This is a genomic window from Pseudomonas sp. UME65, from assembly GCF_014170225.1.
GTDB lineage: Bacteria > Pseudomonadota > Gammaproteobacteria > Pseudomonadales > Pseudomonadaceae > Aquipseudomonas > Aquipseudomonas protegens.
Window position 1 is genome coordinate 50739 of the sequence record NZ_LZZQ01000018.1, and the last position, 20021, is coordinate 70759.

The following is a 20021-nucleotide window of genomic DNA, read 5'->3' on the forward strand; positions in this document are numbered from 1 at the left end:
CAATCATGAGAAAGACAGTGGGCGCCGCGGCCCGAATCAGGTGCTCAGCGCCCCCAGCAATCCTTGGCGGTCAGCCCTTCGGCCTGGCCGCTAATGCGGGTCGCGCCGGTCTGGTCGATGCTGAAACTGCCGCATTTGTCCGCCGCCATCAGCCCATCGTCCTTCGGGGTCGCGGTCAAGGAGAAGCCGGTATCGGTCAGGGTTGCGGCAATGCTGTAGTACTCATTGCCAGCGCTCAGGTCCGGGGCGTTGCTGTAGACCCCAGCCTTGGAGAAATGCCGTTCAAGCTGCTGCGCCTGCTCGGTAAGCAGTACCGCGATTTCACTGCGGTGCGGTTTTTTCACGTATTCGGTGATGCTGGGAAGGCTCAAGGTAAGGACCAGACCGATGATCGCAATCACGATCATGATTTCGATCAGGGTAAAACCTTGGTTGGATCTGCGCATGGTCAAGAATCTCGCTTACTGGATTTGTCGCCACAGGATGCGCCGGCTGCCACCGCCGGGCCTTTCCACCAGGGTGCTGATGCCACCCCTGGAGTCATTGATGATCTTGCGGGCGCCATTGCTGGCAACTCCGCCGAGGCTGGGCACGGTGCCGACGTAGCGCACGCCGCTGGAGGGCTGGTCCTGGTCATCCACGACCCCGTCGCCATTGGTGTCGAGCACCGCAGCGTCGAGCATCTTACCGCTGAACGCCTCCAGCTCGATCAATTTCCCACTGCCGGCACTCGAACAAGGGTCGTCGGGCTCCAGTTGCAGGGTGCTGAACACCACCCTACCGGCCACCAGGGTCGCCTCGTTGAGCACCCGCTCGCCGGCTGCCAGGCCACCTTGTACCAGGGGCAGGTACCAGCCGCGCTGCGCCGGATAACGCACCTCGTTGAGGGTGCTGCGCAGGAAACTGCTGGCCGCCGCGCTGAACCCGGCCTCAAGGTGCTGCACCTGCAACTGACTTTCGCCAATGCCCCCAGGACCGCCCTCGGCGTCCCACACGCCATAGAATCCCTGGCGCGCCCGGCTTTGCTTGTCCCGGGTCTCGTTGAGCTTGCCCGTACCGAACAGCACCAATTGGCCACCACGGGGATGATCGAGCAGGCGCGGCGGTACGCTGATCGGCTGGCTGGCGCCTCCCGCGGTGCGGAACAAGGGCTGCCCGGCAAATGCCAGATGCCAGCTGGCGCTATCGTTGCCGGACAGCTCGAATTTCCACAGTCGCCCCTTGAGGTCGCCCGCATAGGCCGCCTGCACTTCATTGCGTGCATTGACCTTGAGGGTGACGGACGACAGGCCATTGTCAGGCTGGTCGTCAATGGCGATCTCGCGAATCAGCGAGCCATCATTCAGGTCCACCACATACAGCGCTGCCACCCCGGAATGGCTGCCGTAGCCATTGCCGATGAAGGCCGCCCAGCGACCATCGGCCAAGCGCGCTACCTGTGGGCGGGCATAGGCATACCCCAGGTCATTGAAAGGATGATTGCGGTCCGGCTCGGGAGGAGCGCCGATTTCCCACAAGGCGCCAGGCGTATTGCCGTGCACGGCGTCGAACAGACGCACTGCAAAGAAACTCTTGCCGCCCGCCCCGACGCCCCCCAGGGCCAGGGTTTGCCAGGCACCGCCCCGCTGCCCATCGAACACCGCCAGGGGACCATCCACCAGATAGCGATGGCGCTCGCCCCGCCGATAACCGGGATCGGCGACCTGCGCCAGGGCGCCCAACGCGCTGGAGGGCATGTAGCCATAGAGGCGCTCACCGCTGGCCGGGTCCAGCACATTGAACAACCCGTCATTGCTGTTCACCAACAAGCGCGTCGCCATGGCCGTGGCTTTCTGTGCCAGGTAGCGGCTGTAGTCGCCCCCGGCAGCCCCATCGACAGCACTGCGCTGCCCGGCAGTTGCCAGCACCAGCGGCGAATTGACGATATCTCCCAACTGATAGCGGCGCTCCCTGAGCCCGCTCACGGAGCGGCCCTGGCTCCAGTCCAATAGCTCGGCGCCACTGACACCTGCAGGCAACGACTGCTCAAGTTCGCCACGCTGAGCGGTGGACAAGTTGCCGTAGGCCAGGCTCACCGGACGCCGGCTGGCAGTGTTCCAGGTCTCATGGATTACCGCCGCGCCGGCACCATCCACGCCACTATCGCTGCTCCACAACGGCGAACCGACAGCCACTCGGCCCTGATTGTCGATGCCGTAGGCGCGGATCGTGCCATGCCAATCGACCGGGTCGTACTGGCTCTGGTAATAACGACCACTGGCGGCATCCAGTACACCACTGCCGGCAGTCACGGCACTGGCTACGCCTTCGCCCAGAACGCCTGCCAGCACGCCATCAAGGTTGCTGCGGGCCTGGAAATACTCACCCTGGCCGTAGTCCGCAGCACCCATCAGCAGAGGATTGTGGGCCTGGAAACCCACCGTGAACGTATTCAGGTACTGACGGGGGAAATCCACCGCCGCCCAGCTTTTCCCGGCCTCATCCACTCCTGGGCCACGCAAGTCGATATCGAAGGCGAACTTGGCCAGGTCATCGAGGAATAGAGTCTGCCCATCGCGCTCGCCACCATCGTTGCCGATCCCGTCCCAGTTGGGCAGGCGCCCCGCCCCCAAAGGGTCGTTGAACGGGAACTGAGTATCGTGATCCGCCGCGCCGGCACTGATCACCACTCCGTAGTTCTTCTGGCAACGGTATTGAATGGGGCTGCTGTAGAGCGCCGGTGAAAGGTTGTAGTACGGCACCATGCCGCGCAGATAGCGGGTGATCTCGTAGTAGGTTTCCGCCAACGGCGTATGACCGCCGGCCTTGAGGCCGTTGATTGTCGCCAGCAGGGCCTGGTAATTGGCCTCGGCCTGGGCCGGGCTCACAGCGCCTTCAATGGCCGACAGGTCACTGATGGGACGGGCAATGTAACCCCCAGGGCCCGGATCACCCGGGGCCGGCGGGTTGAAGGTGGCCAACCCCAGGCGCAGCCAGCGATACCGGGTAACCAGGGCCGTGGCCAGCCGCCGAGCCACATTCATCCGGTAGTCGTTGGGAATGGAACCGTCAGTGAAGTCTCGCTCCCGTCCCTTGGCCTGCGCCAGTAGCCAGGACAGGTAGTCCGCGGAGTACAGCGTATTTCCCGCCCCAACCGGGTCCGGCAGCTTCAGGCAGCGCACCCCACGCTCGGGATCATGGAAGCTGTGAAAGCCTGCCCGGCACCCCGATTCGCCGAGGCTGGACAAGGCAATCGCCGGGCCTGCAAGCCGCTCACCCCGAGCACACTCGCCCCCCACTCCGGCACAGCGCCAGACCGCAGCCCGGGCGAGCAGCGGATCGAACTCCCGGGCATGGACAATGCTGTTCATGCCCAGGGAGTCATCCAGCACCAGCATCACGTTCGGCGCCACCGCCGCGGCACCAAGAAGCGGGGTGCTGGCAGGGTTGAACGCCATGGCTAGAGGTACCGGCAACAGGCTCAGCAGCAGCGCGCCCAGGCTTCGCCAGCCGGGCCGACGCATGCCCCGATCAATACTTGGCATAGATGCTCTCCAGCACACTGCGCGATTGCCCGGCCAGACCGACAGCGGTCACGCGATACAAGGTGGCTGGAGTATTGCTCGGCACATTCACCGCATCCTGTGAAACACCGAGGTTCTGCACCCCGTAGAAGCCAGAGCCGCTAGCGATCCACAGCACCGCCGAAGCAGCATTGACTCCAGGAGCCTTGACCAGCGCTGATTCGGCGGGAGGCGCACACTGAGCAGGGCTGGCACATACCGGCAAGCGAAAATCATCCTGCTGCACCGCACTCTCCCCCACCCGCAGCGCGGCTTCGGCGGCCTGGAATGCGCGGTTGTGCAGAGCCAGGCTGGCGGCCATTTTTTCCTGCAGGGTGGCGTTCTGCAGCGACGAGAGCCCGATCAGGGTCAGCAGCAACAGGAACACCAGGCTGACCAGCAACGCCATGCCCCGCTGCCCGAGAGGAACCCGACCTCGCAAGCGCGTCATCAGGGCAACCTGTTGCGCAGGGCCGCGACCACGCTATAGGTCTGCGGGCGCACGCGGTCATGGGGGTCGACCAGGGTCAGGCGCAAGCGCACACTGCGGATCCGTTCCGGGTCCAACGGGTTGCGACTGTAGCTGGAGGCGGCAATGTCGGTGGCCGAACGGGCCATGCCGAAACTCACATCAAAGGCTTCGACGTTGTCCAGCAGCACCGCTTGCTGCTTGCCAAGGCCGCTGCCCAGCAGCAACTGGCGATTCTTCAGGCTGTAGAACAGCCGGCGCAGGGCGAACACCTGCTCAGCGCCGGCCCCTCGATGAGCGCCTGAATAGGCTACGGCGCTGTGCTGGCAGTCGCTGACCAGGCTCCAGGTCGGCGTGCCGCCATCGCCCCCGACATCGGCGGTGATCAGGGTCAGTTTCTGCTCGGCGTTGTCCCATTGGATCGGCGTCGCCGCATAGTGCGAGAACTCCCGTGCCGTGCTGGCATCACTGATGGTCCGCAGGCAACCGAACAGCCCCACCATGCGGATTTCCTGAAGCATCTTGCTCAGGACAAAGCGAGCATCCTCCTGCAGGTAGGCGGCAGCGCTCTGACTCTGGTAGGTGTTCTTCGCCGCAATGAATACCTGGGCCACCCCCAGTACCAGCACCAGGCTCAACGCCAGTGCCAGCATCATCTCCACCAGGCCGAAGCCACTATCGGCCCGGTTCACGGCAAGCCTCCCGGTTGCGCTGCAACCCGGCTGCTGAGCTCCAGGCTACGCAGGCTGCCCCCCCGGCCTTCGGCACGGGAGTCGTCCCAGGTGATGCGAATGGTGTAGACATGCTGCTTGACGCTGATGCTGCCCTTGCCGCTGGGGCCGGCGAAGCTCGCGATATTGGCGGCGAAGTCGTACAGGTCCTGATCCCGCACATTGCCCGGGTTGCCCTCGGCCGGTATCGCCACGCTGTAGTCGGCGGCGGCGTTGGCGCGGATCCGGTCGAGCATGTCATAGGCGATAAAGCTGGCCTGGGTGGTCATCCGCGAGCTGTCGGTGTACTGCAGCGCCTTGATCTGCACCGCCGCCGCCCCCAGCAGGCCCACCGCCAGTATCAACAGCGCCACCAGCACCTCGATCAGGGTCATGCCATCCTGTGCATCCCGCACGTTCATCCGCAGTTCTCCGCTGCTATCACCCGCCCATTGAGACAGACACTGATCACCCGCCGCTGCTGGTCCAGTCCATAGACGATGTGCAGCGCATCACTGGCCGCCAAGCCGCCGAGGCGATTGAAATCGATGCTGTGGTCATCTGAGGTTAGCGTCAGGGTGGCGCCCGGACTGATGGCTGGAACAACCCGCAATACATTGCCTCCGGGGTCCTGCCCCGCATACACCATCAATTCGCCGTTCCAGGGAGCGTTCTTGGCAGCCGGGCGAATCCCGACCCTCTGGCGGCGATTGATCGCTTCCAACCGCGCGTAAGCCAGGGCCTGACGTAGTTGATTGATCTCGGTGTCGGCACGCACTCGCTGCACGGTGGTGCGATAGGCGGGTACCACCAGGCCCAGAAGAAGGGCCGCGATCGCCAGGGCGACGAGCAATTCCAGCAAGGTGAAACCCTTTGTATGCAAATTCATGGCCGGCCTTGGAAGTGTCATCGGCTATAACAGGCAAGCGCCCGGACCCTCCATAGACCGGCGCTTTGGCCATTTGCTCAATGAACACGCACGGATTGCGTGAAACCGTCGTCCCCAGGGAGGGAGACCCCATGCATGAGAAAGGCTTCAGCCTGATAGAACTGCTGACCGCACTGGTTCTGCTGGCCCTGCTGCTGCCGCTTTCCGGTAGCGCCATGAGTGAGCTGCTGCGCTCCAATCGCCAGCAGGACGCCGCGCAGATGCTTGCCAGTGGCCTGCGCAACGCCCGGGCGGCAGCGATCCTGCACCAGCGCACGGTCCTGATCCATGGTCTGGAGGACGACTGGAGCCGGGGCTGGAGGATCATCCTGGATATCAGCGGCAAGGGCGCCCAGGACGCACGCAACCCGCAACTGATCGAGCGCCAAGGCAGTGGGCAGGTATTGATCGTGGGCAATCGCCCGGTGCAGCACTTCGTGCGCTTCAGTGCCCTGGGCCATCCGCTGCTGCCCAGTGGCGCCTTCCAGGCCGGAACACTCCATGTCTGCCAGGCAGGCCAGGAGTACAGCCGCCATCAAGTGGTGCTGTCACGTAGCGGGAGGGTCAGCCTGCGCAGTGAAAACGCCGAGCAGGCCTTGTGTGCAGGCGTCGGCTGATCAGAGCAGCGAGCGAACCCGCAGCTCTTTGGGCATGGAGAAGGTGATGTTTTCTTCGCGGCCGGCCAGCTCATCGGCGCCGGTGGCACCCCAGGCCTGCAGTTGCTGGATCACGCTACGCACCAGCACTTCCGGGGCCGAGGCGCCGGCGGTAATGCCGATGCGCTCCACACCATCGAACCAGCTGCGCTGCAGGTCTTCGGCACCGTCTATCAGGTAGGCCGGGGTGGCCATGCGTTCGGCCAGCTCGCGCAGGCGGTTGGAGTTGGAGCTGTTGGGGCTGCCGACCACCAGCACCACGTCGCATTCGTCGGCCAGTTGCTTGACCGCGTCCTGACGGTTCTGTGTGGCGTAGCAGATGTCGTCCTTGCGTGGCCCGCCGATGGCCGGAAAGCGCGTGCGCAAGGCATCGATCACCCGGCTGGTGTCATCCATGGACAAGGTGGTCTGGGTCACGAATGCCAGGCGCTCGGGGTTGCGCACCTGCAATTCGGCCACATCCTTTTCGTCTTCCACCAGGTAGATGGCGCCGCCATTGCTGGCGTCGTACTGGCCCATGGTGCCTTCGACCTCGGGGTGGCCAGCGTGGCCGATCAGGATGCATTCACGGCCGTCGCGGCTGTAGCGCGCCACTTCGATATGCACCTTGGTCACCAGCGGGCAGGTGGCGTCGAACACTTTGAGGCCACGACCTGCAGCCTCGCTGCGCACCGCCTGGGAAACACCGTGGGCGCTGAAGATGACGATGACATCATCCGGCACCTGGTCCAGCTCTTCGACGAAGATCGCTCCACGATTGCGCAGGTCTTCGACGACAAATTTGTTGTGCACCACTTCATGCCGGACGTAGATCGGCGGCCCGAAGACTTCCAGGGCGCGATTGACGATTTCGATCGCCCGGTCCACGCCGGCGCAGAAGCCACGGGGGTTGGCGAGTTTGATTTGCATGCTGTGCCTCGTGTCTTGCGCGCAAGAAGTTAGATCGTTGTAGACAGCGGATCGCCGGCAGCCGGCTCCTGGATAATAGAAGACGGCATGCCGGCGATGCTTTTAAAGCGCTTTGACGTCGATGATTTCAACGTCGAAGGTCAAGGTCTTGCCGGCCAGCGGGTGGTTGAAATCGATGGTCACCTGCGCGTCATCGAAAGTTTTGACCACACCTGGCAACTCGGTGTTCGCCGCATCGTTGAAGATCACCAGCAAGCCTTCCGAAAGCTCCATGTCCTGGAACTGCGAACGCGGGATGACCTGCACGTTCTGCGGGTTGGGCTGGCCGAAGGCGTTTTCCGGTTCGATGGTCAGGTTGCGCTTGTCGCCGGCCTTGAAGCCGAACAGCGCCGCCTCGAACCCTGGCAGCAGGTTGCCATCGCCGACCTTGAAGGTCGCCGGGGCCTTGTCGAACGTGCTGTCTACGGTGTCGCCGTTCTCCAGGCGCAATGCGAAATGCAAAGTGACTTCCGTGTTCTGACCGATGCGTTGTTCAGTCAATACCTGTTCAGTCATGAACGGCTTCTCCGGTTTTCTTGCTCTTGAACATATCCAGGGCCAGCATCACCGCGCCAACGGTAATGGCACTGTCGGCGAAGTTGAATGCCGGGAAGTACCAGCGGTTCTGCCAGTGCACCAGGATGAAATCGATCACATGGCCCAGGGCGATGCGGTCGTACAGGTTACCCAGGGCCCCGCCCAGCACCAGCGCCAGAGCGATGGCCAGCCAAGTTTCATTGCGCCCCAGACGCTTGAGCCAGACCACCAGCACCGCACTGACCGCAATCGCGATCAGGGCGAACAGCCAGCGCTGCCAGCCGGAGCCGTCGGCGAGGAAGCTGAAGGCGGCGCCGGTGTTGTAGGCCAGGGTCCAGCTGAAGTAATCCGGGATCACCACGATCTGCTGGTACATGCTCAGCGAACTTTCGAAGTGCAGCTTGCTGACCTGGTCGATGACCAGGACCAGCACGCTCAACCACAGCCAGCCCAGACGGCCGAAACGGCCTGCGGCGTTAGGCATAGTGACGGACCTCGCCTGCTCCGCTGATGTTGTCTACGCAACGACCGCAGATTTCCGGGTGCTCAGGGTGCACGCCGACGTCTTCACGGCAGTGCCAGCAACGGGCGCACTTGGGGAAGGCCGACTTGACGACTTTGAGCTTGAGGCCCGGTACTTCGGTGGCCACGGCGTCCGCTGGTGCCTGGGCAAACGGGGCCAGGCTGGCGGTCGAGGTGATCAGCACGAAACGCAGTTCGTTGCTCAGCTTGGCCAGGTCAGCGGCCAGGCCATCCTCGGCAAACAGGGTGACTTCGGCTTGCAGGTTGCCACCGACGGCCTTGGCCGCGCGCTGAACTTCCAGCTCCTTGTTCACCGCAACCTTGACGGCCATCACGCCTTCCCAGTACTCGCGGCCCAGTTCGAAGTCCGCGGGCAATTCGGTCAGGCCTTCGTACCAGGTGTTGAGCATCACGGATTCGTTACGCTCGCCCGGCAGGTATTCCCACAGCTCATCGGCGGTGAAGGCCAGGATCGGTGCGATCCAGCGCACCAGCGCTTCGGAGATGTGGTACAGCGCGGTCTGCGCCGAGCGGCGCGCCTTGCTGTTGGCGCCGGTGGTGTACTGGCGGTCCTTGATGATGTCGAGGTAGAAGCCGCCCAACTCCTGCACGCAGAAGTTGTGCACCTTGGAGTAGACGTTCCAGAAGCGGTATTCGCCGTAGTGCAGCTCCAGCTCGCGCTGCAGCAACAAGGTACGGTCCACGGCCCAACGGTCCAGGGCCAGCATGTCTTCGGCCGGCAGCAGGTCGGTGGCCGGGTTGAAGCCGCTCAGGTTGGAAAGCAGGAAACGCGCAGTGTTGCGGATCCGCCGGTAGGCGTCGGCGCTGCGCTGCAGGATCTGATCGGAAACCGCCATCTCGCCGGAGTAGTCGGTGGCCGAGACCCACAGGCGCATGATGTCGGCACCCAGGGTGTCGTTGACCTTCTGTGGCGCGATCACGTTGCCCAGGGACTTGGACATCTTGCGGCCGTTCTCGTCCACGGTGAAGCCGTGGGTCAACAGTTCGCGGTACGGCGCGTGGTTGTCGATGGCGCAACCGGTGAGCAGGGACGAGTGGAACCAGCCACGGTGCTGGTCGGAGCCCTCCAGGTACAGGTCGGCCCGCGGACCGCTTTCGTGGCCCATGGGGTGCGAACCGCGCAGCACGTGCCAGTGAGTGGTGCCGGAGTCGAACCAGACGTCCAGGGTGTCGCTGATCTTGTCGTACTGGGCGGCTTCGTCGCCCAGCAGCTCAGCGGCGTCCATCTTGAACCAGGCCTCGATGCCTTCCTGCTCGACGCGCTGGGCCACTTCTTCCATCAGCTCGACAGTGCGTGGGTGCAGGTCGCCGCTTTCCTTGTTCAGGAAGAACGGGATCGGCACACCCCAGTTGCGCTGGCGGGAGATGCACCAGTCCGGGCGGTTGGCGATCATCGAGTGCAGGCGTGCCTGGCCCCAGGCCGGTACGAACTGGGTGTCTTCGATGGCTTGCAGGGCGCGTTGGCGCAGGGTGTCGCCGGCTGCCGGCTGCTTGTCCATGCCAACGAACCACTGCGCGGTGGCGCGATAGATCAGCGGGGTCTTGTGGCGCCAGCAGTGCATGTAGCTGTGGCTGATGGTTTCGGTGTGCAGCAGCGCACCGACTTCGCTCAGCTTGTCGACAATGGCCGGGTTGGCCTTCCAGATGAACTGGCCGCCGAAGAACTCCAGCGATGTCGCGTAGACACCGTTGCTCTGCACCGGGTTGAGGATGTCGTCGTTGACCATGCCATAACGCTTGCAGGTCACGAAGTCGTCTTCACCATAGGCCGGGGCCGAGTGAACCACGCCAGTGCCGGCACCCAGCTCCACGTATTCGGCCAGATACACCGGCGACAGACGATCGTAGAACGGATGACGGAAATTGATCAGTTCCAGGGCCGAACCTGGAGCCGTGGCAATCACCGAGCCTTCCAGGTTGTAGCGGGCCAGGCAGGATTCCACCAGCTCTTCGGCCAGCACCAGCAGGCGTGCGCCGGTGTCGACCAGGGCATAGTTGAACTCAGGGTGTACGTTCAGCGCCTGGTTGGCCGGGATGGTCCAGGGGGTGGTGGTCCAGATCACGATGGCAGCAGGCTTGGCCAGCTTGGCCAGGCCGAAGGCGCCGGCCAGCTTGGCTTCGTCGGCGACCGGGAAGGCCACGTCGATGGTCGCGGACTTCTTGTCCTGATACTCGACTTCTGCTTCAGCCAGGGCCGAGCCGCAGTCGAAGCACCAGTTCACCGGCTTCAGGCCCTTGAACACGAAGCCGCCCTTGACCATTTCCGCCAGGGCACGGATCTCGCCGGCCTCGTTGGCGAAGTTCATGGTCTTGTAGGGATTGGCCCAGTCGCCCAGCACACCCAGGCGGATGAACTCGGCCTTCTGCCCTTCGATCTGCTCGGAAGCGTAGGCGCGGCACAGCTCGCGGGTCTGGTCCGAGGACAGGTTCTTGCCGTGGGTCACCTCGACCTTGTGCTCGATCGGCAGACCGTGGCAGTCCCAGCCAGGAACGTAAGGCGCGTCGAAACCCGCCAGGGTTTTCGAGCGGATGATCATGTCCTTGAGAATCTTGTTGACCGCATGACCGATGTGAATCGAGCCGTTGGCATAGGGAGGACCGTCGTGCAGTACGAACTTGGGACGATCCTTGCCAATCTCGCGCAACTTTCCGTACAGGCCAATGCTGTCCCAACGCTGCAGAATCTGTGGTTCGCGCTGAGGCAGGCCGGCCTTCATTGGGAAGGCGGTGTCCGGAAGGTTTAACGTGGCTTTATAGTCGGTCATTTAAGGCTCTTCATTAGCGATTGGCGCTATGGATACGTGCCACTTGGGCACGGGCGGCGGCAACATCCGCATTGATCGCCGTCTTCAACGCCTCCAGGGAGGCGAAACGCTGCTCTTCACGCAGCTTGTGGTGGAAAACCACCGTCAAACGCCGGTCATACAGATCGCCGGCAAAATCTAAAAGATGTACTTCCAGGTGGGCCTTGCCATCACCTGCAACCGTGGGCCGCACGCCGATATTGGCGACGCCGGGCCAGGTCCTGCCATCGAGCTCGACGCTCACCAGGTACACCCCGGAAAGCGGCACGCGACGGCGCTTCAACTGCACATTGGCAGTGGGCGTACCCAACTGGCGCGCCAGTTTCTGGCCGTGCAACACCCGCCCGGCAATGCGGTACGGGCGACCCAGCAGGCGCTCGGCCAGATCGAAATCGGCGGCGGCCAGGGCATTGCGGACCTGGGTACTACTCACCCGCAGGCCGTCGAGCTCGACGGTCTGCGCCGCCTCCACGGTAAAGCCGTGGGTGGCTCCGGCCTGCTGCAAGAAGTCAAAATCACCGACCCGGTCGCAACCGAAGCGGAAGTCATCACCCACTTCCAGGTGCTGTACACCCAGGCCATCCACCAGGATTCGCTCGACGAACTCGCTGGCGCTGAGTTTGCTCAGGCGCTGGTTGAAGGCCAGGCACAGCACCCGGTCGACACCGGCGTCAGCCAGCAACTGCAGCTTGTCCCGCAGGCGGGCCAGACGCGCCGGAGCCGTCTCAGGGGCAAAGAATTCTCGCGGCTGGGGCTCGAAAATCACCACGCAGCTGGGCACGCCCAACTCGAGCGCACGTTCGCGCAGCCGGCCCAGGATAGCCTGGTGACCACGGTGAACACCGTCAAAGTTGCCAATAGTGGCGACGCAGCCCCGATGCTGGGGGCGCAGATTGTGGAGGCCTCGAACCAGCTGCATAACGCGCTTCTTGCTCATAAAGTGGTCGATTATAACCACACCCGGCGGCCGACGACAGGCAGCACCGCACCCAATGTGGTTGATCCGACAAAACCGATGCCTGCCCTGCCCTGGCGACTAAACAGCCGTCAGTTCAAGGCTTTGCGATTGAAGTCGCGCAAACGGAAGCCCAGCAGCGCCAGCATGCCGAAATATGCCACCACCCCAGCCACCACCAGCACGCCCAGGCGCAGGAACCGCTGGAGCATGTGGCCTTGATCCCAGGCCGGCATGAAATGCATCAGGCCCAGCAATACCGCGGACATGACCGCGACCGCCAACAGCAACTTCAAGGTGAACCGCCCCCACCCTGGCAGCGGCTGGAACATCTGTTGCTTGCGCAACTGGTAGAAAAGCAGGCCGGCGTTGATACAGGCCCCGGCGCTGATGGCCAGGGCCAGGCCCGCGTGTTTCAGGGGGCCGATAAAGGCCAGGTTGAGCAGTTGGGTGACGATCAGCGTAAAGATGGCGATTTTCACCGGTGTACGAATGTTCTGCTGCGCATAGAAGCCCGGCGCCAGCACCTTGATCACGATGATCCCCAGCAAACCCACGGCATAAGCCACCAGCGCACGCTGGGTCATGGACGCATCGAAGGCACTGAACTCACCGTATTGGAACAGTGACACCGTCAGCGGCTCGGCGAGGATACCCAGGGCCAGGGAGCACGGCAGCACCAGGATGAAACACAGGCGCAGGCCCCAATCGAGAATCCGCGAATACTCGTGGCGGTCCTTGCTGGCGTAGGTCTTGGCCAGGGTCGGCAGAAGAATGGTGCCCAGCGCCACCCCCAGCACACCGGACGGCAGCTCCATCAGGCGGTCGGCGTAATACATCCACGACACCGAACCGGCTACCAGGAAAGAGGCGAAGATGGTGTTGATGATCAACGAGATCTGGCTCACCGAAACCCCGAGAATCGCCGGCAGCATCTGCTTCATCACCCGCCAGACCCCGGTATCCCGCAGGTTCAGGCGTGGCAGCACCAGCATGCCGATCTTCTTCAGGTGCGGCAGCTGATACAGCAACTGCGCCAGGCCACCAGCCAGCACCGCCCAGCCCAGAGCCATCACTGGCGGATCGAAGTACGGCGTGAGAAACACCGCAAAAATGATCATGCTGACGTTGAGCAGGGTCGGCACGAAGGCCGGCACCGAGAAACGATTCCAGGTATTGAGGATTGCCCCGGCCAGAGACGACAGCGAGATCAGCAATATATAAGGAAAGGTCACCCGCAACAGGTCAGAGGTCAGGGCGAACTTTTCCGGAGAGTCGACGAACCCCGGTGCCGTGGCCCAGATCACCCAGGGCGCGGCGATGATGCCCAAAGCCGTCACCAGCGCCAGGACCAGGGTCAGCAGACCCGAGACATAGGCAATGAACGTACGGGTCGCCTCTTCCCCCTGCTGGCTCTTGTATTCCGCCAGGATCGGCACGAACGCCTGGGAGAACGCTCCTTCGGCAAAGATGCGCCGCAGCAGGTTGGGCAGCTTGAAGGCAATGAAGAAGGCATCGGTGGCCATCCCGGCACCGAAAGTGCGCGCGATGATGGTGTCACGCACAAACCCCAGTATCCGGGAAAGCATCGTGATAGAGCTGACGGCGGCCAACGACTTGAGCAGGTTCATGAAAAGGTTTTGCGCCTTGTAGATAAACAGCAGGCGAAAAGACACCCACTTATGCGATACTCCGCGCCGCAACAGCACAGAGCCAAAGCTCGCGAGTTTACAGGTCAAGCGCCGGAAATAAATATCCCGCCTCTTCAGATCGACCACTCAGCGGAACGCATCACCCGCCCTTGACAAGACTTCAACTCATCGGCATGATTCGCGGCCTATTTTGTTTGCTATTTCCCAAAAAGTCTTTCGAGGAGCTCGACGGTGGCCAACTCACCTTCCGCCAAAAAACGTGCAAAACAGGCTGAGAAGCGTCGCAGCCACAACGCCAGCCTGCGTTCCATGGTTCGTACCTACATCAAGAATGTAGTTAAAGCCATCGACGCAAAAGACGCTGAAAAAGCGCAAGCTGCTTATGTTCTGGCTGTGCCAGTTATCGACCGCATGGCCGATAAAGGCATCATCCACAAGAACAAGGCTGCTCGCCATAAAGGTCGTCTGAATGGCCACATCAAGGCTCTGAACCTTGCTGCTGCAGCCTAAGCGACACGCTTGTTAAAAAACCGACCCAAGGGTCGGTTTTTTATTGCCCGCGATTTACCCACCCGGCAAACCAGCCCCGCCTTCAACAGAGGGCCAGCATGCCAGGAGAAACTCCGTTACGGGTGCGGCCAGGGCAGGATCGGGATAGCCGTCACCGCATTCTGCGGACTGCCCTCGATCAGGCGATCGCTGTAGACCAGGTACACCAGGGTATTGCGCTTCTTATCCAGGAAACGCACCACCTGCATGGTCTTGAATACCAGCGAGGTGCGCTCCTTGAATACCTCGTCGCCATCCTTGAGCTCACCCTTGAACGCAATAGGCCCCACCTGACGACAGGCAATGGAGGCTTCCGCACGATCTTCCGCCAGGCCCAGGCCACCCTTGAGCCCACCCGTCTTGGCTCGCGACAGATAGCACGTCACCCCATCGACCTTCGGATCATCGAACGCCTCGACCACGATCCGGTCATTCGGCCCGACAAACTTGAACACCGTGGACACCTGGCCAATCTCCTCGGCCGAAGCCATGAACGGCATCGCCAAGAGCAAGCCCAACAATCCTTTTGCTACGCGCATACGCTTTTCCTTACGCCACTTACACCAGAATCAGGTTATCGCGGTGTACCAGTTCAGGCTCCGCCATATACCCCAGGACACCGACAATAGCGTCGGACGGCTGACCAATGATCTTCTGCGCCTCAAGCGCACTGTAGTTGGCCAGGCCACGAGCAATTTCACGACCATCCGGCGCTACGCACACCACCATCTCACCACGCCGGAAACCACCCTGGACCTGCTTGACCCCCACCGGCAACAGGCTCTTGTTACCCTGGGACAGAGCCGACACCGCCCCCTCATCCAGCACCAGGGTGCCGCGGGTCTGCAGATGCCCGGCCAGCCACTGCTTGCGCGCCGCCAGCATGCCGCGCTCCGGCGACAGCAAGGTGCCGATGCGCTCGCCAGCCTTGAGGCGGTCCAGCACGCGCTCCAGACGCCCACCAACGATGATCGTATGCGCCCCGGAACGCGCAGCCAGCCGCGCCGCACGCAACTTGGTCTGCATGCCGCCACGCCCCAGCGCACCACCCGTACCACCGGCCACCGCATCCAGCGCCGGGTCGTCGGCCCGCGCCTCATAGATCAGCTGGGCATCAGGATTGTTACGCGGGTCGGCATCGAACATGCCGTCACGGTCGGTAAGAATCACCAGCAGATCAGCCTCAACCAGGTTGGCCACCAGCGCCGCCAGAGTATCGTTGTCGCCAAAGCGGATCTCGTCGGTCACCACGGTGTCGTTCTCGTTGATCACCGGGATCACCTTGAGCTCCACCAGGGCACGCAAGGTACTGCGAGCATTGAGGTAGCGCTTGCGATCGGAGAGGTCGTCATGGGTCAGGAGAATCTGTGCAGTATGCCGACCATGCTCGGCAAAGCTCGACTCCCAGGCCTGCACCAGCCCCATCTGGCCGATGGCCGCAGCGGCCTGCAACTCATGCATCGCACTCGGTCGTGCGGTCCAGCCCAGGCGGCTCATGCCGGCCGCTACAGCACCGGAGGAAACCAGTACCAGCTCGACGCCGGCCTCATGCAAGGCCACCATCTGCTCCACCCACACACCCATTGCCGTGCGATCCAGCCCCTTGCCGTCCGCCGTCAGCAGCGCACTGCCGATCTTAACAACCCAGCGCTGCGCACCTGTCACCTTGCTCCGCATCTTATTCAACCTTTGCCAGCGAGCGACGCGACCGAGCGCCACTCATGGGGTTATTCGTATTTGTATCCTGCAGACACCAAAACGCCGCTCAAATGAGCGGCGCCTTGGAAGCTGGCTTGGCTGCGATGATAACACCGCACCCTGCCAGATAAACCGTCTTCGCGGGGCAAGCCCACTCCTGCCGAATCAGTCGCGGACGTAAATGATTTCCGGACCATCTTCATCGTCAACGTCTTCTTCGTCCCAGTCATCATCACCGATGTCATGGACACTCTTCACGCCACTGCGGCGCAGAGCACGCTGATCGTCGAGGGCTTGCAACTGGGCACGCGCCTCGTCTTCGATGCGCTGATCCAGCTCAGCCAACTCGTCGGCATAGGCAGGGTCGGCTGCCAGGCGATCGGCACGATCCTCCAGGTAACGCATGATGTCGCGGCTCAGGCGCTCGGTACCATCCTTGGAGATGGCCGAGATCACGTATACCGGCCCCGCCCACTCCAGGCGATCAACGATTTCCTTGACCCGCTCTTCGCGCTCTTCCTCGAGGATCTGATCGGACTTGTTCAGCACCAGCCAGCGCTCGCGCTCGGCCAGGGACGGGCTGAACTTCATCAACTCATTGACAATCACCTCTGCCGCATCCGCCGGGCTGCTTTCATCCAGCGGCGCCATGTCCACCAGGTGCAGCAGGATACGCGTACGCGCCAGGTGCTTGAGGAAGCGAATCCCCAGGCCGGCACCATCGGAAGCCCCCTCGATCAGACCCGGAATGTCGGCGATCACGAAGCTCTTCCAGCGATCGACGCTGACCACACCCAGGTTCGGCACCAGGGTGGTGAACGGGTAATCGGCCACCTTCGGCTTGGCCGCGGACACCGAGCGGATAAAGGTACTTTTGCCCGCATTCGGCAAGCCCAGCAGACCCACGTCCGCCAACACCTTCAGCTCCAGCTTGAGATCACGCTGCTCACCCGGCTTGCCCGGAGTGGTCTGGCGCGGCGCACGGTTGGTACTGGACTTGAAACGGGTGTTGCCCAAACCGTGCCAGCCGCCCTGCACCACCATCAACCGCTGGCCAGCCTTGGTCAGGTCGCCAATGACTTCCTGAGTGCCCGCATCAATGATCGTGGTACCGACCGGAACCCGCAGCTCCAGATCCTCACCCTTCTTGCCGGTGCAGTCGGTACTGCCGCCGTTGGAGCCGCGCTCGGCATCGAAGTGCCGGGTGTAGCGGTAGTCCACCAGGGTATTGAGGTTTTCGTCGGCGACCATGTAGATCGAGCCGCCATCACCACCATCACCACCGTTGGGACCACCGTTCTCGATGAACTTTTCCCGACGGAAACTCATGCAACCATTGCCGCCGTCGCCAGCCTTTACTCGAATCGATACTTCATCAACAAACTTCATGTTCAAACGCCTCTCGCCACACGGGCGAGCTGAAAAGCACTAAGACATAAGACTCTTGCAAAAATGAGCGCAGCGACCTCAATCAACGACCGAAACATCCAACGCTGGCAGCTCGTACAAACAGTTTTGCAAGAGACTCATCCCACAAACGAAAAAGCCCCGTCGCGAGACAGGGCTTTTCCAGCGATCGCGCAATTAAGCTGCGACGACGCTCACGTAACGACGACCGAAGGCGCCTTTTACTTCAAACTTGATCACGCCTTCGATTTTCGCGAACAGGGTGTGATCTTTACCCATGCCAACGCCGTAGCCAGCGTGGAATTGGGTGCCGCGCTGACGCACGATGATGTTGCCGGCCTTGATGACCTGGCCGCCATACATCTTCACGCCAAGGCGTTTGGCTTCTGAGTCGCGACCGTTACGGGTACTACCACCAGCTTTTTTGTGTGCCATGAGTTCAATTCTCCTAGTGAGGAATTAGGCTGAAATTAAGCCTGAATACCGGTGATTTTGATCTCGGTGAACCACTGGCGGTGGCCCATACGCTTCATGTGGTGCTTACGGCGACGGAACTTGATGATGCGGACTTTATCGTGACGACCTTGGGAGATCACTTCAGCCTTGACGGTTGCGCCAGCAACAACAGGTGCGCCGATGTTCACGTCGTCGCCGTTGGCGACCAACAGAACGCGGTCAAAAGTCACGGATTCGCCAGTAGCGACTTCCAGTTTTTCGATCTTCAGGTATTCACCTTCAGCGACCTTGTATTGCTTACCGCCGGTAACGATTACTGCGTACATGGTATTTCTCCGATAATCCTGCTCACCCAGCTCTTTATAAGAAGAGGTATTGGCTGGCATGGCTGCATGGGGCTGGAACGGCCCAAGTGCAATTGCGTAAGGCAGGTGCTGCCCAGGAAGTTCAGGGTGCGCGATTGTACGCAAGGCTCAATGGCCTTGCAAGTGCCGTTCAGGCCACGTCGGACAACGCTGCCAGCCCTGGCGCCGGGGACCTAACCCCCTGAAACCTGGGTTTAATGGCAGCACGCGACTATACCCCAGTGTTTTACCCTGACAAATTACAGCCCGTCGGGGCTTTAGCCGTGCGGGACCGCGCCTTGACACCCGCGGACGTGGGTCCTAGCATGCCGCGCAACCCTTCTGGAGCACCTGTCGCTGATGCAACCCCAAGCTTTCTACCGCGCGGTGGCGGACGATTTTAGCGCCGTCGACGGCATCATCAAGAAACAGCTGACCTCCCGAGTTCCGCTGGTTTCCAAAATCGGCGATTACATCACCTCGGCCGGAGGCAAGCGCCTGCGTCCTTTATTGGTGCTGCTGTGCGGCAAGGCCCTGGGCCGCGAAGGCGACGACCTGCGCCTGCTGGCCGCCACCATCGAATTCCTGCACACCGCCACTCTGCTGCATGACGACGTGGTCGACATGTCCGGCATGCGCCGTGGCCGCTCAACCGCCAACGCCATGTGGGGCAACGCTCCCAGCGTACTGGTGGGCGACTTCCTGTACTCGCGCTCGTTCGAAATGATGGTCGAGCTCGGCTCGATGCCGGTCATGCGCATCCTGTCCCAGGCCACCCGGATCATCGCTGAAGGCGAAGTCCTGCAGCTCTCCAAGGTGCGTGACGCCAGCACCACCGAAGAAACCTACATGGAAGTCATCCGCGGCAAGACCGCGATGCTCTTCGAAGCCTCGACCCACAGCGCCGCCGCACTGGCCGGCGCCACCGAGGAACAGGCCGAAGCCCTGCGCACCTTTGGCGACCATCTGGGCGTGGCCTTCCAACTGGTGGACGACCTGCTGGACTACCGCGGCGATGCCGAGACCCTGGGCAAGAACGTCGGTGACGATCTGGCAGAAGGCAAGCCGACGCTGCCGCTGATCTACACCATGCGCGAAGGCACACCGGAGCAGGCAGCCCTGGTTCGCCAGGCGATCCAGAAAGGCGGCATCGAAGATCTGGAAAGCATCCGTGCCGCCGTCGAGGCCTCGGGTTCCCTGGACTACACCGCACAACTGGCCCGCGATTACGTCGCGCGCGCCATCACTTGCCTGGAAGCCCTGCCACCGAGCGAGTACCGCGATGCCCTGGTGGAACTGAGCGAATTCGCCGTCGCCCGCACCCACTAAACAGCCCGGCTCCTGCTCATCACAGGAGCCGGCTCGTTGCCCTGCCCCCCTTCGCCCCCTCTCGCCCACAAAACCCTATACAATGTGCGCTTTTTAGCCATCCTGACTTTGAGGAGCTTAAGTGAGCACTTTGCCACCCTGCCCAAAATGCAATTCCGAATACACCTACGAGGACGGCACCCAGCTGATCTGCCCTGAGTGCGCCCACGAGTGGTCCGCCAGCGGTGAAGCCGAAGCCGTATCCGATGAAGCCGTGAAGAAAGATTCGGTGGGCAACGTGCTGCAAGACGGCGACACCATTACCGTGATCAAGGACCTCAAGGTCAAGGGCACCTCGCTGGTGGTCAAGGTCGGCACCAAGGTCAAGAACATCCGCCTGTGCGATGGCGACCATGACATCGACTGCAAGATCGACGGTATCGGCCCGATGAAACTCAAGTCCGAGTTCGTCCGCAAGGTCTGAATCCCCCCCTCTCGCGCCCGCCGCGAGAGGG

General features: G+C 62.2%; 21 protein-coding genes. 4 read left to right on the forward strand and 17 right to left on the reverse strand.

The genetic code is table 11. The features are described from left to right. Positions 1 to 44: 44 nt before the first annotated feature. From A9971_RS31370 to A9971_RS31395, 6 genes are read right to left on the reverse strand one after another with little or no spacing between them, the layout of a single operon-like run. Positions 45 to 446, reverse strand: a complete 402-nt coding sequence (locus tag A9971_RS31370) for a type IV pilin protein (RefSeq protein WP_015637084.1) — start codon at positions 444 to 446, stop codon at positions 45 to 47. A 15-nt stretch (positions 447 to 461) separates the two neighbouring features. After that, the gene (locus tag A9971_RS31375; protein WP_183001036.1) at positions 462 to 3524 is read right to left on the reverse strand and encodes a pilus assembly protein; all 3063 of its coding nucleotides are present in this window, start codon (positions 3522 to 3524) and stop codon (positions 462 to 464) included. Beyond that, positions 3511 to 3993, reverse strand: a complete 483-nt coding sequence (locus A9971_RS31380) for a PilX N-terminal domain-containing pilus assembly protein (RefSeq protein WP_233447094.1) — start codon at positions 3991 to 3993, stop codon at positions 3511 to 3513. The genes A9971_RS31375 and A9971_RS31380 overlap by 14 nt, the downstream gene beginning before the upstream one ends. Continuing rightward, complete coding sequence (locus tag A9971_RS31385; RefSeq protein WP_183001037.1) at positions 3993 to 4703, reverse strand: prepilin-type N-terminal cleavage/methylation domain-containing protein; 711 nt, start codon at positions 4701 to 4703, stop codon at positions 3993 to 3995. Before A9971_RS31385 ends, A9971_RS31380 begins: the two co-directional genes overlap by 1 nt. Further along, on the reverse strand, positions 4700 to 5143 hold the full coding sequence (gene pilV / locus A9971_RS31390) for a type IV pilus modification protein PilV (protein ID WP_072444995.1): 444 nt from the start codon (positions 5141 to 5143) through the stop codon (positions 4700 to 4702). The genes A9971_RS31385 and pilV overlap by 4 nt, the downstream gene beginning before the upstream one ends. Beyond that, entirely contained in the window at positions 5140 to 5610 is a 471-nt protein-coding gene (locus A9971_RS31395) for a GspH/FimT family protein (RefSeq protein WP_183001038.1), read from the reverse strand. Before A9971_RS31395 ends, pilV begins: the two co-directional genes overlap by 4 nt. 131 nt (positions 5611 to 5741) lie before the next feature. Here A9971_RS31395 and A9971_RS31400 point away from each other — a divergent pair, with 131 nt between their 5' ends. Continuing rightward, a complete protein-coding gene (locus A9971_RS31400) occupies positions 5742 to 6266 on the forward strand; it encodes a GspH/FimT family protein (RefSeq protein ID WP_072452997.1) in 525 nt (174 codons plus the stop codon). Here A9971_RS31400 and ispH read toward each other — a convergent pair whose 3' ends face one another. The 6 genes from ispH to murJ form a co-directional block, all read right to left on the reverse strand. Continuing rightward, the gene (gene ispH, locus A9971_RS31405) at positions 6267 to 7214 is read right to left on the reverse strand and encodes a 4-hydroxy-3-methylbut-2-enyl diphosphate reductase (RefSeq protein WP_183001039.1); all 948 of its coding nucleotides are present in this window, start codon (positions 7212 to 7214) and stop codon (positions 6267 to 6269) included. It lies immediately after the preceding gene. Between the two features lie 102 nt (positions 7215 to 7316). Further along, positions 7317 to 7769 (reverse strand): FKBP-type peptidyl-prolyl cis-trans isomerase, encoded by a 453-nt coding sequence (gene fkpB, locus A9971_RS31410; RefSeq protein WP_011063547.1) that lies wholly within the window; start codon positions 7767 to 7769, stop codon positions 7317 to 7319. Further along, positions 7762 to 8274: a signal peptidase II gene (gene lspA, locus A9971_RS31415; protein ID WP_011063548.1), complete on the reverse strand. Its 513-nt coding sequence runs from the start codon at positions 8272 to 8274 to the stop codon at positions 7762 to 7764. The genes fkpB and lspA overlap by 8 nt, the downstream gene beginning before the upstream one ends. Then, on the reverse strand, positions 8267 to 11098 hold the full coding sequence (gene ileS / locus A9971_RS31420) for an isoleucine--tRNA ligase (protein ID WP_019093996.1): 2832 nt from the start codon (positions 11096 to 11098) through the stop codon (positions 8267 to 8269). The genes lspA and ileS overlap by 8 nt, the downstream gene beginning before the upstream one ends. A 13-nt stretch (positions 11099 to 11111) precedes the next feature. Beyond that, entirely contained in the window at positions 11112 to 12056 is a 945-nt protein-coding gene (gene ribF, locus A9971_RS31425) for a bifunctional riboflavin kinase/FAD synthetase (RefSeq protein WP_011063550.1), read from the reverse strand. A 128-nt stretch (positions 12057 to 12184) separates the two neighbouring features. Continuing rightward, positions 12185 to 13723 carry a murein biosynthesis integral membrane protein MurJ gene (gene murJ / locus A9971_RS31430; protein ID WP_011063551.1) on the reverse strand — a complete coding sequence of 513 codons (1539 nt, stop codon included), beginning with the start codon at positions 13721 to 13723 and terminating at the stop codon, positions 12185 to 12187. 252 nt (positions 13724 to 13975) lie between these two features. Between murJ and rpsT the strand changes: the two genes are divergently transcribed. Further along, positions 13976 to 14254, forward strand: coding sequence for a 30S ribosomal protein S20 (gene rpsT / locus A9971_RS31435; RefSeq protein ID WP_007924739.1), 279 nt, complete (start codon positions 13976 to 13978; stop codon positions 14252 to 14254). Positions 14255 to 14370: 116 nt separating this feature from the next. Here the strand turns inward: rpsT and A9971_RS31440 are convergent, their stop codons facing one another. The 5 genes from A9971_RS31440 to rplU all read right to left on the reverse strand — a co-directional run bounded on the left by A9971_RS31440 (position 14371) and on the right by rplU (position 18180). Then, a complete protein-coding gene (locus tag A9971_RS31440; protein ID WP_011063552.1) occupies positions 14371 to 14832 on the reverse strand; it encodes a CreA family protein in 462 nt (153 codons plus the stop codon). 19 nt (positions 14833 to 14851) lie between these two features. Beyond that, the gene (proB, locus tag A9971_RS31445; protein ID WP_077934802.1) at positions 14852 to 15970 is read right to left on the reverse strand and encodes a glutamate 5-kinase; all 1119 of its coding nucleotides are present in this window, start codon (positions 15968 to 15970) and stop codon (positions 14852 to 14854) included. 186 nt (positions 15971 to 16156) lie between these two features. Further along, a complete protein-coding gene (gene cgtA / locus A9971_RS31450) occupies positions 16157 to 17380 on the reverse strand; it encodes an Obg family GTPase CgtA (protein ID WP_183001040.1) in 1224 nt (407 codons plus the stop codon). Between the two features lie 195 nt (positions 17381 to 17575). Further along, a complete protein-coding gene (gene rpmA, locus A9971_RS31455) occupies positions 17576 to 17833 on the reverse strand; it encodes a 50S ribosomal protein L27 (protein WP_003228360.1) in 258 nt (85 codons plus the stop codon). 35 nt (positions 17834 to 17868) lie between these two features. Further along, entirely contained in the window at positions 17869 to 18180 is a 312-nt protein-coding gene (gene rplU, locus A9971_RS31460) for a 50S ribosomal protein L21 (protein WP_003228361.1), read from the reverse strand. A gap of 378 nt (positions 18181 to 18558) precedes the next feature. Here rplU and A9971_RS31465 point away from each other — a divergent pair, with 378 nt between their 5' ends. Both A9971_RS31465 and A9971_RS31470 read left to right on the forward strand, forming a co-directional pair. Continuing rightward, the gene (locus A9971_RS31465) at positions 18559 to 19527 is read left to right on the forward strand and encodes a polyprenyl synthetase family protein (RefSeq protein ID WP_011063556.1); all 969 of its coding nucleotides are present in this window, start codon (positions 18559 to 18561) and stop codon (positions 19525 to 19527) included. A gap of 121 nt (positions 19528 to 19648) precedes the next feature. Beyond that, on the forward strand, positions 19649 to 19990 hold the full coding sequence (locus tag A9971_RS31470) for a zinc ribbon domain-containing protein YjdM (protein ID WP_011063557.1): 342 nt from the start codon (positions 19649 to 19651) through the stop codon (positions 19988 to 19990). Positions 19991 to 20021: the final 31 nt, after the last annotated feature.

What these genes read in the sequence shown, in the direction of transcription:
- A9971_RS31370 (WP_015637084.1), bottom strand. Translation starts at nt 446, where the DNA reads ATGCGCAGATCCAACCAAGGTTTTACCCTGATCGAAATCATGATCGTG.
- pilV (WP_072444995.1), bottom strand. Translation starts at nt 5,143, where the DNA reads ATGAACGTGCGGGATGCACAGGATGGCATGACCCTGATCGAGGTGCTG.
- A9971_RS31395 (WP_183001038.1), bottom strand. Translation starts at nt 5,610, where the DNA reads ATGAATTTGCATACAAAGGGTTTCACCTTGCTGGAATTGCTCGTCGCC.
- proB (WP_077934802.1), bottom strand. Translation starts at nt 15,970, where the DNA reads ATGCGGAGCAAGGTGACAGGTGCGCAGCGCTGGGTTGTTAAGATCGGC.
- ribF (WP_011063550.1), bottom strand. Translation starts at nt 12,056, where the DNA reads ATGCAGCTGGTTCGAGGCCTCCACAATCTGCGCCCCCAGCATCGGGGC.
- murJ (WP_011063551.1), bottom strand. Translation starts at nt 13,723, where the DNA reads ATGAACCTGCTCAAGTCGTTGGCCGCCGTCAGCTCTATCACGATGCTT.
- cgtA (WP_183001040.1), bottom strand. Translation starts at nt 17,380, where the DNA reads ATGAAGTTTGTTGATGAAGTATCGATTCGAGTAAAGGCTGGCGACGGC.
- rpmA (WP_003228360.1), bottom strand. Translation starts at nt 17,833, where the DNA reads ATGGCACACAAAAAAGCTGGTGGTAGTACCCGTAACGGTCGCGACTCA.
- A9971_RS31375 (WP_183001036.1), bottom strand. Translation starts at nt 3,524, where the DNA reads ATGCCAAGTATTGATCGGGGCATGCGTCGGCCCGGCTGGCGAAGCCTG.
- A9971_RS31440 (WP_011063552.1), bottom strand. Translation starts at nt 14,832, where the DNA reads ATGCGCGTAGCAAAAGGATTGTTGGGCTTGCTCTTGGCGATGCCGTTC.
- A9971_RS31400 (WP_072452997.1), top strand. Translation starts at nt 5,742, where the DNA reads ATGCATGAGAAAGGCTTCAGCCTGATAGAACTGCTGACCGCACTGGTT.
- lspA (WP_011063548.1), bottom strand. Translation starts at nt 8,274, where the DNA reads ATGCCTAACGCCGCAGGCCGTTTCGGCCGTCTGGGCTGGCTGTGGTTG.
- A9971_RS31380 (WP_233447094.1), bottom strand. Translation starts at nt 3,993, where the DNA reads ATGACGCGCTTGCGAGGTCGGGTTCCTCTCGGGCAGCGGGGCATGGCG.
- ileS (WP_019093996.1), bottom strand. Translation starts at nt 11,098, where the DNA reads ATGACCGACTATAAAGCCACGTTAAACCTTCCGGACACCGCCTTCCCA.
- rplU (WP_003228361.1), bottom strand. Translation starts at nt 18,180, where the DNA reads ATGTACGCAGTAATCGTTACCGGCGGTAAGCAATACAAGGTCGCTGAA.
- fkpB (WP_011063547.1), bottom strand. Translation starts at nt 7,769, where the DNA reads ATGACTGAACAGGTATTGACTGAACAACGCATCGGTCAGAACACGGAA.
- ispH (WP_183001039.1), bottom strand. Translation starts at nt 7,214, where the DNA reads ATGCAAATCAAACTCGCCAACCCCCGTGGCTTCTGCGCCGGCGTGGAC.
- A9971_RS31465 (WP_011063556.1), top strand. Translation starts at nt 18,559, where the DNA reads ATGCAACCCCAAGCTTTCTACCGCGCGGTGGCGGACGATTTTAGCGCC.